Annotated in this window: 12 protein-coding genes; 6 read left to right on the top strand and 6 right to left on the bottom strand. The window is 41.2% G+C overall.

The annotated features are described in order from the left end of the window. Positions 1 to 108 precede the first annotated feature (108 nt). The 4 genes from GSQ19_RS20570 to GSQ19_RS20555 form a co-directional block, all read right to left on the bottom strand. Complete coding sequence (locus tag GSQ19_RS20570) at positions 109 to 2,178, bottom strand: SPFH domain-containing protein (RefSeq protein WP_011319712.1); 2,070 nt, start codon at positions 2,176 to 2,178, stop codon at positions 109 to 111. Positions 2,179 to 2,465: 287 nt separating this feature from the next. Then, positions 2,466 to 3,953: a hypothetical protein gene (locus GSQ19_RS20565; RefSeq protein WP_011319711.1), complete on the bottom strand. Its 1,488-nt coding sequence runs from the start codon at positions 3,951 to 3,953 to the stop codon at positions 2,466 to 2,468. Between the two features lie 171 nt (positions 3,954 to 4,124). Next, complete coding sequence (locus GSQ19_RS20560; RefSeq protein WP_011319710.1) at positions 4,125 to 5,006, bottom strand: SDR family NAD(P)-dependent oxidoreductase; 882 nt, start codon at positions 5,004 to 5,006, stop codon at positions 4,125 to 4,127. A gap of 602 nt (positions 5,007 to 5,608) precedes the next feature. After that, positions 5,609 to 7,240, bottom strand: a complete 1,632-nt coding sequence (locus GSQ19_RS20555) for an alpha/beta hydrolase (RefSeq protein WP_011319709.1) — start codon at positions 7,238 to 7,240, stop codon at positions 5,609 to 5,611. A gap of 621 nt (positions 7,241 to 7,861) precedes the next feature. On the opposite strand from GSQ19_RS20555, the gene GSQ19_RS20550 reads away from it, so the two are divergent. The 6 genes from GSQ19_RS20550 (at position 7,862) to GSQ19_RS20525 (ending at position 14,073) form a co-directional block, all read left to right on the top strand. After that, a complete protein-coding gene (locus GSQ19_RS20550; RefSeq protein WP_011319708.1) occupies positions 7,862 to 8,812 on the top strand; it encodes an ABC transporter ATP-binding protein in 951 nt (316 codons plus the stop codon). A gap of 40 nt (positions 8,813 to 8,852) precedes the next feature. Continuing rightward, positions 8,853 to 10,547 carry a hypothetical protein gene (locus GSQ19_RS20545; RefSeq protein ID WP_011319707.1) on the top strand — a complete coding sequence of 565 codons (1,695 nt, stop codon included), beginning with the start codon at positions 8,853 to 8,855 and terminating at the stop codon, positions 10,545 to 10,547. Positions 10,548 to 10,883: 336 nt separating this feature from the next. Then, positions 10,884 to 11,639 (top strand): ATP-binding cassette domain-containing protein, encoded by a 756-nt coding sequence (locus GSQ19_RS20540; RefSeq protein ID WP_041456838.1) that lies wholly within the window; start codon positions 10,884 to 10,886, stop codon positions 11,637 to 11,639. A gap of 99 nt (positions 11,640 to 11,738) precedes the next feature. Further along, the gene (locus GSQ19_RS20535) at positions 11,739 to 12,371 is read left to right on the top strand and encodes an ABC transporter permease (RefSeq protein WP_011319705.1); all 633 of its coding nucleotides are present in this window, start codon (positions 11,739 to 11,741) and stop codon (positions 12,369 to 12,371) included. A 43-nt stretch (positions 12,372 to 12,414) separates the two neighbouring features. Next, on the top strand, positions 12,415 to 13,323 hold the full coding sequence (locus tag GSQ19_RS20530) for a glycine betaine ABC transporter substrate-binding protein (protein ID WP_011319704.1): 909 nt from the start codon (positions 12,415 to 12,417) through the stop codon (positions 13,321 to 13,323). 30 nt (positions 13,324 to 13,353) lie between these two features. Then, positions 13,354 to 14,073 (top strand): phytochelatin synthase family protein, encoded by a 720-nt coding sequence (locus GSQ19_RS20525; RefSeq protein ID WP_011319703.1) that lies wholly within the window; start codon positions 13,354 to 13,356, stop codon positions 14,071 to 14,073. 139 nt (positions 14,074 to 14,212) lie between these two features. Here GSQ19_RS20525 and GSQ19_RS20520 read toward each other — a convergent pair whose 3' ends face one another. After that, complete coding sequence (locus GSQ19_RS20520; protein ID WP_104010035.1) at positions 14,213 to 15,028, bottom strand: SGNH/GDSL hydrolase family protein; 816 nt, start codon at positions 15,026 to 15,028, stop codon at positions 14,213 to 14,215. Positions 15,029 to 15,131: 103 nt separating this feature from the next. Continuing rightward, positions 15,132 to 16,484 carry an ammonium transporter gene (locus tag GSQ19_RS20515; protein WP_199312699.1) on the bottom strand — a complete coding sequence of 451 codons (1,353 nt, stop codon included), beginning with the start codon at positions 16,482 to 16,484 and terminating at the stop codon, positions 15,132 to 15,134. Between the last annotated feature and the right edge of the window lie 63 nt (positions 16,485 to 16,547).

Genomic DNA, 16,547 nt, shown 5'->3' with positions numbered 1-16,547 from the left:
TTCCAAACTCTTGAGGGGCTTAACCCCTCAATAATTCGCCAACAGTATCCTACAAGGGAAGGGGGAATTTTAAAGCCTCTCTCCGCGTCAGGGAGAATTCACGCCGACTTACTCATTTTTAGGCAACTCTACAACCAACTGAGAATTACCGTTTGGTGATAGTGGTGGGGTGGTAGTTGGTAGTGGTGTAACTTCACCTGTTTTATTAGTTTGATTCCACAAAATCATCGACAGCAAGCCGTCAACTAAGCCATTAGTGCTGCCATTATTACCACCAACCAGGATATCAGGAATTAAACGAACATTGCGATCGCCGATAATCTGCATCATTTGCATTGCCGTATAGCCTTGTATACCCAATGCTTGCACACCATGACTGTAAGTTTCCGCTTTCGCGTTACCTGTTGCCCGGATACCTTCCGCTTCAGCGATAGCCCGGAGTTTCGTTCCCTCTGCTTCACCGTTCGCTTGCTTAATTTGCGCTTGGGCTTTGAGTTCAGCGATTTGCACACTCTGTTCTGATGTCACCATTTCTCGTTGGATATCAGCCAGGGCTGTTTCCCGCACAAGCTGTTGACGTTGGGTTTGTGCCATCTGCTGAACTTCGTAGGTTTTGCGTTCTTCCTCAGCAATTTTCCGGTCTGTTTGTGTCTGCATCAACGACGCTGGCGGCTGAATATCCCCAATCAAGGTATCAATTGCTTGAACATCATAAGTCCGCAACGCTGCTTTGATATATTCAGATGCTTCTACTTGTCGTTCACTCCGGGCGTTTAAGAAGTCCAACACGGTGTAATCTTGGGCCGAGTTGCGGAAATAGTTGCCAATACTTGGTTCTAGAACGTTATCAACCAAATTCTGCATAGAACCAACGCGAGAAATTACCTTGGGTGCATCCAAAGCGCCGACATGGATGATTTGCGACACTTCCAAATCAAAGGCAAACCCATCTTTAGAACGCACTGTCAAAGCTTCTAAATTGGCATCGTATTTATGGCGTTCAGTCCGTCCTGACCAGTTCAACACTATATTAATAGTCGGCACTAACTCCACTTTCATGATGCGGGTGTTGAGTGGGTGTTTACCCGGATACAACGGCTCAACCCATACGCCCTTATGACCAGGATTCACCAAGTTACCGTGGGTGAAAGCTGCACCGCTTACATCTTCTTGGGCTTTCCCGACGAAGGAAATCACCACACCCACATAACCGATGGGAATTTCCGTCATTGGTACTTGCTCAACATTGACAAACCAAGGGTTTAAGTTCCAGGAACCAGAAAGTAGAATCTGTTCTTGTAAACCCCTACGTCCGCCACCATCCAGAAACTTTTGACCATTTTGGAAATTATCATGTCCAGTAATTACTGACCCAGCAATTTCACCTACATTAATGGGTATACCATCCAAGGTAGTAACAATACCTACCTTGTCAGAAGCAACAGTATACACCCGCAACTGTTCGGGACTCATGCCGTGGCTACTAGCATTGGCTGCCATGATGACTTTAAACAGGGCAGTATTAATGCGGTATGTCCCTGCCGTGAGAAATCCCATTTGCCGACCCTTTTCACCACCTTGAGTCAGGAATTTTCGGGCATCTTGGAAGTTATCACAATCGACGATTTTACCTAAAATCCTCTCTGGTGGGTTTGATGCACCATCAGCCGCCACAATAACGGCGATTTCACCTTGAGGCACAACAACTACAGGCTCTTTACGTACAGAGTACTGCCAAGGCCAGTAACCCCAATGCCAACCAGGGGCAAGAGTATCTGCTTGTAAACCTGCTTCACCATTGAGGGCTATCAACTGTCCGGCTGGCAAACCCTTTCCAGAAATCGTAAACTTTCTGACGACGACACCAACCTCGCGTTCGCCAATAACAACTAAACCGCCAAAAAATAAGGGGACAAATATTACTAAACCGCCAACTAGCACAATGGGAATGAGTACAAAAGGATCAACCCCTGCCGCCTGATACTTAACAATAGCTGGTTTTGTCGGTTCTACTCGGACTGATGCTGAAGAAATTTCTGTAGGCGCGGATGTTTTTATGTTAGCGGCATGAGCAGAGTTAATCCCCCCAGCTAACGCCAGTGCAGCTATTAATGGAGTTGTAAAGCGAGCTAATTTATTTTTTTTAGTCTTACCAAACAGAGATGAAAAGCTTTTCATAATTTGCGCCCTTCTGGGCAACTAATCATATAAGTTATCACTTCAACTCTCTTAGGGCTAATTTCTTAAACTTGGTGTAATTTTTTCCAGTTGACAAGCAATCAGTAGGGTGTGTTAGGCGCTTATTTCCCTGATGATTGGTTACAAAATAACTATTCTCGCGCCTAACGCACCGCCTCACAGATGGTGCGTTACGGCTAAATTTTTTTGTCTCTCAGTCCCAAATCTTTCATAGCCGTAACACACACTACTTAATATTTACTTTATAAATAGTCATCTAAATAAAATCATGATGTCAACAAACTCTTACCACGTTGATAAATTTCACGGGCGTAATCAGTCCAAGCACCTTGCCCCCAATAGCGAAAACAGCTTGTCTGCAAAAGGAGATTGTATAACAGCGCTTGGCGATAATCAGGTTGTTTGGTAATAGATGAATATGAATTGTTGAGTAATAAATTATCAAACTTTTGATGAAATAAACTACTCAATTCGTACATGGGAGATAAAACATTTTCGTATCCCCTCACCCAACTAATATGATTTGTCCAAGAAGCTCCTTCTAAGTGAAAGTTGGGATTAATTTGCTTGATTTCTTGAATGGCATTTTCCACAGCTTCCGGTTGATTATTGTCTGGTGCAACTCTCTGCCAGATTTGGTGTTGTCCCACCGGCTGACAAGAAGGAAAGTCTTCAGGTTTAACACCAGCCGCCTCAATTAACTCTAAATATTCTGTGCCACATACCCCGACAACACCGGATTTTCCACCACCATGATTTACCATATCCCACCAAGCTTGTTTGAAGGCGCTGGGAAATTCATTCATCATCACGCCGCCATTTTCACCATCACCAATTTGACTGACTATGGGGGGAATTTCTACATTGCCTAATCGACGCTTTGATAAAGTTTTCGCTTCGTAGTATGGCTGCATTTGAGCAACTAATTTAGTATCAGAACCTTGGGTTTTAATTAAGGCAATGATACTAATAGTTTCACCTTGGGAATTTCTGGCAAGCAAACGATGGGGTAAATGTCTATTAGTTAGAGATTGCCCATCGATTGTTTCTACAGTATGTTCCTGGACAAGTAACCAGCGATAACCGCATTCTTTAAGGGCTTTGACAAATTGAAATAATGTATCAGGGTGATTTGGGAGGTGCATTTCTGGCGGAGAAAAACCTTTAACTCTGGCTAATGCTTCCCAGCCAAAAATTGCTGCAAAATGTTGTTGCCATGCCAAGATATGCAATTTAATATCTTTGATTGGTGTGGAAGGAACAACAGCATGACCCCACATTGTCCCTAGCCATTCTACATGAGGTTGATATGTGCGATCGCCTGTAACACCCTTGAGACTATCTAAGACATCATTGCGCCCCATTTGCCGGAGTCCCCACAAAAGATTACCAGAGTAATCCAACATCACACGGGGATTGCAACCTTGGCTGACTAGTTCAGGGATGAATTCTCCCATACGGCTGTAACAATAGGCAAAAGGCCCGGCGTTGTGGTTGTCGCCTTCGTGGGGATGTGCAAACATATATTGCAGATTGCTGATCAGTTCACCACCATCACCTGCTGGTATAGTTGGTTGGTGCATATGTAGAGCGATCGCAAATACTGCATTCACATCTTCTAACTTAATATTCGTGGTGGGTAAGAAGACTGGCGCATCATTGTTAACAACAGAGAGAACCTCAGCTTCCCAACCAGATATATTTGGCAAACCATCAATAATTTCTGGCAAGGGAGTATTTTGTAAGAACAGCATTTTAGTTGCTCCGCAACAATGAGTATTGATTATGGTAGTTGGTAATGGGTCATTGTTAATTCGTAATTTGTAATTCGTAATTCGTAATACCAATTTGAATTGGTGTGATGTCGCCAAAAAATTCCATCAGCTTGTAACTGAGGGAATTTGGGAAATAATTAGAGATTTACGTCAGGTTTTACGGGCGAATACGAAGGGAAACTTGTTTCCAGAAAAGAAGAAATCGCCAAAACGCTGGATTTTTGCCCAAAAGCTCAAGTTTTCGTCAGATTGTTGTTGTCTAATAGCTGGTGGTGTGGCAATTTTTAAAACCAATTCCAGTAACCAAGGGGCTAAACGTTGACACCACACGGCTAAATGACTTTGCCATCCTACTAAAATTTCTGGTGCATCTTTTTCTAGTCCAGTAATTAACGCTTTGGCTACTTCCTGGGGTGTCATGGGAATCACCCAGCGAAATAGTTTTAAGTCACGCACCATATCTGTGTCGGTGAGGGATGGTAATAACGCCTTCACCTGGATGTTGTACTCAGCAAGTTCGCGGCGCAAGGCTTGGGTAAAGCCTAAGATAGCAAACTTTGTGGCTGAATAAGTCGCCATTGTTGGTGCAGCTACTTTCCCCATTAAGCTGGAAACATTGACAATAGTTCCTTGTCTTTGGCTAGCCATACGTTTGGCGATGAGGCTGGTGAGGGTATACATTCCCAATAAGTTTACAGAAAGTTCTTCTTGAACTTGGGGAAGTTTTGATTGCAAGAATGAACTTTGGTATGCAACGCCTGCACAGTTAACAAGTAAGTGAATGGGGCCGTAATTGCGCCATAGTTGCGCTATGGCAATGTTTACCTCGGTGGCTTGCGTTAAATCAATCGCCAATGTTGTGGCTTGGACTCCCATAGCCTCCACTTCCTGGGCGACTTCTCTTAACTTTTGGCGATCGCGTGCCACTAAAATTAATCTGTGTATTCCTTGTTGTGCTAATTCTAAAGCGATCGCTCGCCCAATTCCACGGGAAGCCCCAGTCACCAGGGCTACTTTACCTCGAATATTCATGGATTTTATCCTCCAGAGTCCCAGTCTTACCTCAGTTCATCGTTAACTAATCACCGTGAGGTAAAACAAATTTTTAGTTGCATTCAATGTCACAACAGCAATTAGCCTCTAGCAACGATATATATGGGCTAATCTGCATTGGTTGTAGTTCGCAGATTGCAATCAAGTTCTTACATATTTGGCTGAATGGATATGGCTCATAGGTTTTACCTCTTCTAATATCAGAGCATTTATCAGCATCGTTGCCTTCACACACGTTAGCAATTAAATCAAGGACTTGCAATATTCTTTAATAAGTATTTCTTAATACTTATTAACAATCAGATATATAAACAATCTGTTTTTATATAAGTTTTTATGAATGCTTTGTGATAAATGTGGTGATCCCCTGACAATTAAATGAAAGGTTTTGAATTAATAGAAACTTGTTATATGAAAGACACAAAGAAGACACAAAAAAAATATATTGTCGCAGAACAATTTCACTTAGTTTGTCGTCAGCAATAATACTGAAATTGTTATTGGTCAGTTGTTAGTTGTCATTAGAAAAAAAGTTGTATCCAACATCTGGACATCAACTCTTTCCCCTCATTACCCCTTCCCTACTCCCTAATTTCCATCAATTGTTCAGCAGTTAATGACTGCCAAATATTCAGATTTAGAGGAGCTTGGCTAATAGATTGAGCGTAAGAAGGCTGCAAATAAGAGCGATATTCAGGACGATTGAGTAGATTGGCTTGTAAAAAAGCCACACTTAAAGCCTTGAGATAGGAATAAGCCGCAGTTCTGTCAGGGCCAAGCAATCCACTTGGTACAGGTAAGACATTCTTCCCTTGGGGTGAATCGCCGATGAGAGTGAAGTGGGTAGCATTGTCAATTAAGACTAAATATTTATAGGGGTTAGGAAGCCAAGTAAAAGGGCGAATTTGTTCGGGTACAGGTGGGGCGAAAATATCTTGGCTACCTGCTACCATCATCACAGGAAGTTTAATCTGACTGATACCGCTTTCACCAAAAATAGAGCTACTAATAGGATTAATGGCAATGACTGCTTTAATACGGCTGTCTTGCAACTGATAATCTTGTGGCAATAATTGATTAGCTTCACACTGCAACAGTAACGATATATTCAAACTAGAATTTTCGGGGTTACAGTCCTGGTTGAGTTGGTTAAAATTTATTTTTGCCCCTCCCAAGGACAAAACCGTATAACCACCAAAGGATTGACCGATCGCCCCAATTTGTTGAAAATTGAGTTTACCCTGGAGCCTGGGATCGGACTGTTCCAAACGCTGGAGTTCATCGAGAAGCACCTTAATATCTAAAGGTCTGTCAACAAATTCTCTAGGTTCTGGCGGACTTGCCAAGCCTGCAAAATATTGCTCGAAGCGTTTAGCATTACTACCAGGATGCTCTAATACAGCAACAGCAAAACCGTAGGATGCTAGATGTTCAGCCAGGTAAATAAAACTATAGCGGTCTGAGGCGATGCCGTGAGAAATCACAACTAGGGGAAAAGGTGGTTTTCCTTGAGTATCTGTATTAGCTTGTGGTAAATATAAATCTACTGGTAAACGGCGATTGCGCTGAGTATCATTTAAGGTGAAATTGACTATTTGCCAACGGAACTTTCCAGGCGATCGTAAATCTGGTAGTTTAGATAAATTCTCATTAGAAACAACAGTCTGAGCTACCGCACCTTGTTGCAGAGACGCAACCACTCTATCCCTATTTTTGGTCAATCGTGACAAGTCATCAACTATTCTCACACCCTCTGAGAAATTCAGCCGCAAATTATCACTGGGAAAATTACGTAAGACATTAATAACTGAGAAACCCTGTGGTTTGGCGGCGGATAGAATCAATGCAGAACGCAAAGCATAAAAGCCATTGCGGCGGGAATCGGTCTGTACTATGTCTCCCAGGCGTTGCAAAACCTGTTCACCGATTGGTGAGTAAGTAATTTGAGATATGAAGGTAGGAGTGACATCAAAGCGTTGTTGTAGAAACTCCCGTAGTTGTGTCAACTGTTCGGGAGTTGCACGTTGAGCATAAAACTGTAAATCACCATCAATCTTCCCTTGCTTAGCAAAGGTTTCTAACGAACTAACAGGTAAAGAAAATTCACCAAAGGGAGGGTAAAAAAGACTGATACGTTCAGCACTTAAACCTGGTTTAGCGGCAAAACCAATAGACAATAAACCTAGACTCAGATATTTCAACAGTCTTTTCATGAGAATAATCCGCTTATCTACCTCGTCTAAATAAACTACGTATGTTAGTTGTTAGTCGCTAGTTGTTCTTGATCTAGTTTAATGTGCCTTTTCTCCGAACCACGAGTTAACTAGGGTTCCTAGACTCATAGCAAGTGACGCGGCAGTTTTCAATCATATGACAACCACTCACCCCTAACCCAAAATTAGATAGAAATTGCCAATGGTTTGATAAATCACAAATATGCTATTTACACCATAAAGCAAGTGTTTGCTTTTTTATTCTCTCACTTGCGTTATCAACCGTGCTAAATAGTCACACTAATCATTATGTCTCTTAATTACATCTATCCCAAGGCAGCTTATTTTGGTGTACATAAGATCACTTCAGTTTCAATTTCCGAAACGAAACTGGCACAATCTGTATACACAAGGTAGGTTAGTGTTTAAACAACAGGCGCACTCCAGCAGCTATGGACTTCCAGATAAAATTCTTCACCCATCAGGGGATTGAGAATCTGCTAATGGGTAATAGGTAACTGGAATATCACCTATTACCTGCATCGGTTACTCAAAAATTATTCATACTGACGCACCCTACCAAACCATTAATTTCGGATAATTTATTTTTTGTATTCCCCTATGGTAAAAGAATTAGCAATTCGTACCCGTGGATTAACTAAGCAATTTGAACGACATATTGCCGTCAATGACGTTGATTTAGAGATCCAAATGGGTGAAGTATATGGGTTAATTGGGCCGAATGGTGCGGGAAAAACAACTCTCATCCGAATGTTAGCAGCAGCTGAGGAACAAACTACAGGGGAAATTTATATTAACGGGGAACATCTACGACTTGATAAAAGTAACTCCACTCTCAAGCGTCACCTTGGCTACCTACCTGATGACTATCCTCTGTACGAAGATTTAACAGTCTGGGATTACTTAGATTATTTTGCGAGGCTGTATCGCTTGCGGGAACCACGCCGGACTCAACGCCTACATGAAGTTTTAGAACTGATACAACTAGAAAATAAACGTAAAAGCCAAATTTCTACCCTATCACGGGGGATGAAACAGCGTTTGAGTTTAGCACGGACGATTATTCATGAACCCATTTTACTGCTGTTAGATGAGCCTGTTTCTGGGCTTGATCCCATTGCGAGAATGCAGTTTCGGCAAATCATTAAAGCGTTGCAAGAAGCGGGGATGACAATATTAATTTCTTCTCATGTTTTGAGTGATTTAGCCGAACTTTGTACATCTGTAGGGATTATGGAGTTGGGTTTTTTAGTAGAAAGCGCTTCACTGCAAGCACTTTACCAACGACTTTCTCAGCAACAGATTATGTTATCTACATCGGGTAGTTTAGAATCTCTTATGAGTGAATTAAAAAATTATCCATTAGTCGAGCAATGTGAGAAAATACCGGGAAAAAATAGCATAAGGGTTAATTTTGCTGGTACACAAGATGATTGTGCAGAATTACTGCGATCGCTCATTCTCTCCGGTATCCCCATAACTAACTTTCATTGTACACAAGAAGATTTGGAAAGTATCTTCTTAAAATTAGGACACAAACAAGCATCTTAATTAGTCAATATTATCAATGCCCATTTTTGGAGTTCCGCCAATGATGCAAAATTTTATGTACAAACTCAGCGAATGGAATCCGCAACTGTTACGAGAAATTAAAGGGCGTTGGCAACTTCGTAATATTTTGCTGGCTGTTGCTGTATCTTTGCTAAGTCAATTCATCCTCTTTATTTACTGCCAAACTCAACTACCAGCACAATATATCAATTCTTATTCTTCCTATGAAATCACCCATAAATATTGTACAGGTGTTACCAATGACTTTAATTCACCATCTTGTTTGTTAGATGAATATGATCGTGTCATAATTAACTGGCAACTATGGAGTCAAGATGTCTTTACGTTGCTCAGTTTTACTGCTATCTTGACTCTCTTGGTAGGAGGAGCTTACTTACTTATTAGCGACTTAGCAACAGAAGAACGGCGAGCTACACTCAATTTTATTCGACTTAGCCCCCAATCGCCTGAAAGTATTCTCTATGGCAAAATGTTAGGAGTTCCCATTCTCTTGTATTTTGGATTATCACTAGCAATTCCGTTTCATTTATCTTTAGGAATAAACGCACAAATTCCCTTAATTCAGATTCTTTGTTTTTATGGAGTTTTGATAGTATCTAGCATTTTTTACTATAGTGGAGCCTTATTATTTGGTTTGGTAGGTACTTGGTTAGGCGGCTTTCAAGCTTGGTTAGGTAGTGGGTTAATTTTAGGGTTTCTCTTACTTGCTAAAGCAGCACTGCGAGATAGCAGAACAGGTAATTATCCATTTACTATCTTTCATTTATTTAGCCCAAATTATTTTCTAAACGATTATTCTGGTGAATTTGAATTTGCTGGGATTCATTGGTTTGCTCTACCATTGGGAAGCAGTTTGCCTATTATGGTATGCTTCAATATCTTGGTTTATTTAATTGGAACTTACTTTTTTTGGCAATCTCTAAACCGTTGCTATCGAGATAAAAATGCTACTATGTTGAGTAAAAAGCAAAGTTATTTATTAACTTCGTGCTTTGTTATTCTGACTTTGGGATTTGCCAATTGGCAATCACAGTTCCTAGATAAATCTTACTCTTATTTGGGATTAAAGGAAAATTTAGCTACCTTAATGTTTTTGGATTTGGGACTATTTTTGTATTTGATTGCAGCACTGACTCCCAACCGCCAAACTCTACAAGATTGGTCACGCTATCGACATATGTATATGTACCAGAAGCTAGGTAAAAGCAAATTAATCAGCGATTTAATTTGGGGTGAAAAAAGTCCGGGTATATTAGCGATCGCCATCAATGCCATAATTGCTATTAGCTGTTTAATTTTCTTTACTTTAGTTGTACCAGGGTCTACATCTGATAAACTTATTGTCCTTCTATCTGTAGTTTTTGCAGGTAGTTTAGCCATCATTTATGCAGCCTTGGCTCAACTACTCCTATTGATGAAAAATGAACAGAGGCTCTTTTGGGCTAATGGGATGGTAGGCACTGTTATTATTTTGCCACCAATCGTTTTAGCAATGTTGTTTTCTAACCCAGGCAATCAACCTTTCCTGTGGTTACTTTCTGTAGCTGCACCAATAATTATTTTGTACCCATCAACTGGCTATATACCAACAATGACCGCTTTTTTAGCACTTCTGGGACACGGTGGGATTTTGGGTTTATTAATGTTTCAAATCACGCGTCAATTGAAAAAGTCTGGAGAATCAGCAACAAAAGCACTGTTAGCTGGAAATTAACTCATTAATTTAGCTTTGTTATCACGCACCGCCACATAACACGGTGCGTTTTTTACTGAGATTATGTTTTGGGTGACCAATCATATGAATCAATTCAAAATACCCTTCGGGAAGGCTACGCCAACAAAATTTAAAATTCAAAATACCCTACCGAAAGCTAAAGCTACTGAGATACAAATTTATAGAGAATTGATATTACGCAAGTGTGATAATCAAACTAACTGTAGGGTGCGTCAGTCCCACTAATTTCGTACAAATTTAGGAATTTTCCACATCTGACGCACCCTACTATTGTGCCAGTTGCGTCAGTCCTGCTACGAGTTAAAAATGAATATTATGCCGCAAACCAAATCAGCAACAATTGAATTCCGTGATGTTACATTTAGCCGTAATCATCGTCTTCTTGTATCCCATCTCAACTTTGCCATCTACGAAGGAGAAGCACTAGTATTACTGGGACGTAGCGGTAGTGGCAAAACTACCACCATGAAATTAATCAATCGTCTGTTTACACCCACCCAAGGCGAAGTTTTATTTCAAGGAATACCTACGAATCAGTGGGATGAAATTAAACTGCGGCGCAAGATTGGTTATGTAATTCAAGAAACGGGGCTATTTCCCCATTTCACTGTAGAACGCAACGTGGGTTTAGTCCCAACTTTAGAAGGCTGGCTACCCAAACAAATTAAGACGCGGGTTTATGAATTGCTGCACTTGGTAGGCTTAGATCCAGCACAATTCGCTCAACGTTACCCTCATGAATTATCTGGAGGACAAAGGCAAAGAGTCGGTGTCGCTAGAGCTTTAGCCGCAGATCCCCCAGTTATGTTGATGGATGAACCCTTTGGCGCACTTGATCCCATTACACGCTTAGAACTGCAACGAGAGTTTCAGCGATTACAACAGGAATTAGGTAAGACAGTGGTTTTTGTTACTCACGATATCCAAGAAGCCTTCGTTTTAGCATCAAGAATTGGGTTAATGTATGGAGGAGAGTTGGTATTTTTAGGAACCAAAGATGAATTTATTGCTTCCCAGCATCCAGAAAGTCTTGCTTTTCTACAATGCCTGTATTCTCTACAAACTAGCTAATTGATCAATTCAAATTACCTTGCGGGAAGCTAAAGCTACAAAATTCAAAATTGATCATAGCTCCCCAGTCCCCAATCCCTAATTCCCAGTCCCCCATCCATGAAAGATTTCTTCTTAATTAAGTATGCTCCAGAAATCCTACAACGCACGATAGAGCATTTATTTTTAGTAGGTATTGCTATTAGTATTGCCATTATTATTGGCATTCCTTTAGGAATTTTAATCACGCGCCAAAAACAACTGCGGCAACCGATTTTAGGTATAGCTAATATTCTCCAAACTATACCCAGTTTAGCATTGTTTGGCTTACTCATCCCCGTTCCTGTAATTGGTGGTATTGGTGCGACTCCAGCAATTGTTGCCCTGGCTTTATATTCTCTTTTGCCACTAATTCGTAATACTTATACAGGCATCTCTGGAGTAGATCCGGCGATTCGAGAAGCTGGGCGGGGAATGGGTATGACTGATAGACAATTGTTATTACAGGTAGAAATTCCCTTAGCGATGGCAGTTATTTTGGCTGGGGTGCGAGTAGCGACAGTTATCTCTATTGGAATTGCCACTATTGCAGCTGCCATTGGTGCTGGTGGTTTGGGAGTCTTTATTTTTAGAGGAATTGCCGTAGTCAATGATCAATTAATTTTAGCTGGGGCAGTTCCTGCGGCGGTAATTGCTTTATTGGCTGATTTATTAATTGGATTGTTAGAGCAAAAATTCAAGGTTAATTCGTAATTAAGTTATATAAAAATAATTATCTTTCTTCTGGTTATTTATTATGAAAAGATTTTTAATATTTTTCTTATTATCTTTGACTTTGGTGCTGGCGATCGCTAGTTGTAGTCCCAGCACAAATACAACTAATGGCGATATTATTATCGCCTCAAAAGACTTTACGGAACAAGATATTCTAGGTGAAATTTTAGCACAGCAAATTGAAGAGACTACTAGCTTAAAAGTAGCTCGCCGTCCGCGATTGGGTGGCTCTTTTGTTTGTCATAATGCGATTCTTGCTGGCAAGATAGATGCTTATATTGAATATACTGGCACCGCTTTTACTGGTATATTAAAACAACCAGTAATTAATAATCCTCAAGTAGTTTACGAGAAGCTAAAACAAGCTTATAGTCAACGGTTTCAACTAGAGGTAATGCCTAGCTTAGGTTTTGAAAATACATTTGCCATCATTGTTCGAGGTGAAGATGCGAGGCGCTATAACATCCAAACTCTCACAGACGCGGCTCAATATACACCCCAATGGCGCGGTGGCTTTGGCTATGAATTTTTAGAACGAGAGGATGGTTTTCCTGGGTTAGCCAAGACTTACGGTTTAAAGTTTACTAAACCACCACAAATTATGGACTTGGGTTTAATATATCGTGCCTTGATTCAAAAACAAGTTGATATGGTAGCGGGTAACTCGACAGATGGACAAATTGCTCGTTTGGGTTTAGTAGTTCTCAAAGATGATCAACAATACTTTCCTCCGTACGAAGCAACACCAATTGTCAGACAAGAAACCTTAAAAAAATATCCCCAATTAAAAACAGCGATCGCGCAATTAACTGGTAAAATTGCTGCTGATGAAATGCGACAACTCAATTATTTAGTTGAAGGCGAATTACAGGACATAAAAGAAGTAGCAAGGGAGTTCCGTAAATCCAAAGGACTCATCAAAACTCTCTAAGCAAAATCTCTGCATCTGTGTGTGAGCATCATGAAACTCTTTATCCCAGCAACAGTTATTGGATTGTGCCTTTCTAGTAGCCAAGTTCTGGCTCAAACTTTGACACTTTCGCCTAACTTAATTGGCTTCAATTCCAACGAAGGAGAAAAATTATTACTTACAAGTGGCTCAAGAGAAGACTTCTTTCCTCTGAGTATGCAGTTCGTTACGCAAGTTAATCAAGCTTACTGTGGTGTAGCTAGTATAATTATGGTGCTGAATAGCTTGGGAATTGATGCACCAGAAACAGCCCAATATTCTCCCTACCGTGTATTCACTCAAGACAACTTTTTCAGCAACGAAAAAACTAAAGCAGTAATCGCGCCTGAAGTAGTAGCTAGTCAAGGTATGACTCTCGATGAATTGGGAGGATTAATAGCTAGTTATGGTGTAGAAGTCAAAGTGCATCATGCTAGCAATACAAATATAGAAGAATTTAGAAAACAGGTAGCAGAAAATTTAAAACAGGACGGAAACTTTGTCATAGTTAATTATTTACGTAAGGAAATTGGACAAGAAAGGGGGGGACATATATCACCTTTAGCTGCTTACAATGAGCAGACCGATAGATTTTTAATTATGGATGTTTCCCGCTATAAATACCCACCAGTTTGGGTAAAGACAACAGATTTATGGAAAGCCATGAATACAGTTGATTCAGTTTCTCAGAAAACTCGTGGTTTTGTATTAGTGAGTAAAATACAAGATTAGTATTTGATTTTTGAAATGCGCTTAAGATAAGCATCACCCACCAAAACTACAGCACAGTGGGCAATGCTACAGATACTTAGACTTTTTCAAGATTCAACTCTAATTTTTATATAAAATAGAGAAGTTTTAAATTTAAAAGTTATCTGTCTACTCCCTGTTGATAAACTTGTAACGCCGTGCGCCAAACTACGTAGCCTGCAGGGCTTAGGTGTAAGCCATCAGTGGTAAATTCTGGGCGCATATTTCCTTTTTGGTTAGTAAACAAGGGATACAAATCCATATATTTAACACTTTGTTTAGTAGCTATACTTCGTAATTGCTGATTTAACTTCTGAATACGGCTGTTGGGAATGGCTAGAAGTTTTTCTTTTCCTTCCCAGGTTGCGTCCTCTGCCCCATGAGGCAAAATCGACTGAACAAAGATTTGAGTTTTGGGGTGAGTTTTTCGCAGGTAACGGAGAATTTGTCGCTGATTATCTAAAATGACTTCATCATTGACCCCACGAATGAGGTCATTAATGCCAATCATGACAAAAATCGTCTCTGGTTGAGTCTTGTCAAAAAGATTCAATCTTTGTAATAGTCCACGACTGGTTTCGCCAGAAATTCCTTGATTGAGCCAGTTCCTATCTTCCGGTAATAATTCAACGGGAAACCACAAACTTAGAGAATCCCCAGCCATTATGCTTAAGCGCTGGGGACGTTTTTCGGCAGCGACGTTGGCTTCTTGTTTAAGAATATCTACCCATTGTTGGTAATTGAGTTGGTGACGGGGACCTAACTCTGGTGCAACAGCTTGGGGTTGACTAACTGGAACCGAGAGGGGTGCATTACTGGAAAAGATGGATAATTTCTGCTGTTGCCAAATTAGCAAGATGACAGCCAGCATCAGTATGCCGTTGGATACCAGTGAGAAAAAAGCCCAAGCCGGAAAGTGTTTTGTAGCAGTTGACACGACTAGCGACATCTACCAATGATTTGACTCAGATTTTAAATCGGTATTAGTCATTAGTCATTAGTCATTAGTCAGTTGTCAAATTTGGGCTATGCCTAAATTTTTACGGTACGATGCGATCGCTAAACTCGGAGTTGTATGCTTCTTCTCCGTGTTCGTTGATATCCAAACCTTGATATTCGGCTTCTTCTTTCACCCGTAAGCCAACGCTAGCATCAATGATCTTCAAAATTATCCAAGTGCCAACTGCTGCAATTACATAGGCGATGACAATGGCGGCCAGTTCCACACCTAGTTCACCAAAATTACCCTTGAGTACGCCGTTTTTACCGCCTGAGTTAACTTCGGCGGTGGCAAACAAGGCTGTGAGAATTGCGCCAACTGTTCCACCAACACCATGCACCGGGTAGGTATCTAAGGCATCGTCAACATTTAACTTGTGTTTGAAACTTACGGCATAGAAGCAAACAAAAGCTGTGATACAACCTATCAAAATTGACGCTAGAGGGGTGACAAAGCCGGCGGCTGGGGTAATCCCTACTAAACCGGCAACTGCGCCTGTGGCTGCACCTACGGCGGTGGGTTTACCGCGTAATACTCCTTCTAGAATTAGCCACATTAAAGCCCCAGCTGCGGCTGAGGTATTGGTGGCAACAAAGGCAGTTGTGGCTGGATTAGTAATGAAACTGCCAGAAGTGCTACTAGCAACAGATAAGGCACTCCCAGCATTAAAACCGAACCAGCCAAACCATAGCAAACCAGCACCCAACAAAATAAATGTTACGTTGTGGGGAGGGCTGAGGCGATCGGGATGGGTTTTCCTCGGTCCCAGGACTATTGCGGCCACGAGGGCAGAAACCCCAGAGCTAATATGAACTACTGTACCGCCGGCGAAGTCGAGCGCGCCTAAGCCACCGTACAAACCTAATAATCCACCTTTTGCCCAAACCATGTGGGCTAGAGGCGTGTAAACAAAGGTTGACCACAGTAGCACAAATAGGCAATAGGCACGGAAACTCATCCGTTCGGCGATCGCTCCAGAAATTAAGGCTGGGGTGATAATGGCAAACATGGCTTGATATATCATGTATGCCTGATGGGGAATCGTCCCGGCATAAGAAACCACATTTGTCGGCTCTGAACCTTGCAGATAACCTGTGGTTTCTAGCCCCACACCGTTTAACCCAAACCACTGTAAACCACCAATAAATGGCAGTCCTGGCGCAAATGACAGACTATAACCCCATAAAACCCAAGTAACGCCGACGATCGCCATCAATACAAAACTCATCATCAATGTATTGAGAATATTGCGCGATCGTACAAATCCACCGTAGAAAAATGCCAATCCTGGTGTCATCAGCAAGACTAGGGCTGATGAAATCAGCATAAATGCTGTATCTCCTGTATCAGCAGGTGGAGCCGTTGCTGGGACTTGCGCCCAAGCACTACCCATAACAGGAATTGTCAGCAGTAGTAGGGTAATCACCCCAGTTATCAAAATTTTCTGAAACACGTT

Origin of the sequence: Trichormus variabilis 0441 (assembly GCF_009856605.1) — a bacterium.
GTDB lineage: Bacteria > Cyanobacteriota > Cyanobacteriia > Cyanobacteriales > Nostocaceae > Trichormus > Trichormus variabilis.
This window is presented reverse-complemented; position numbering and strand designations above follow the sequence as displayed.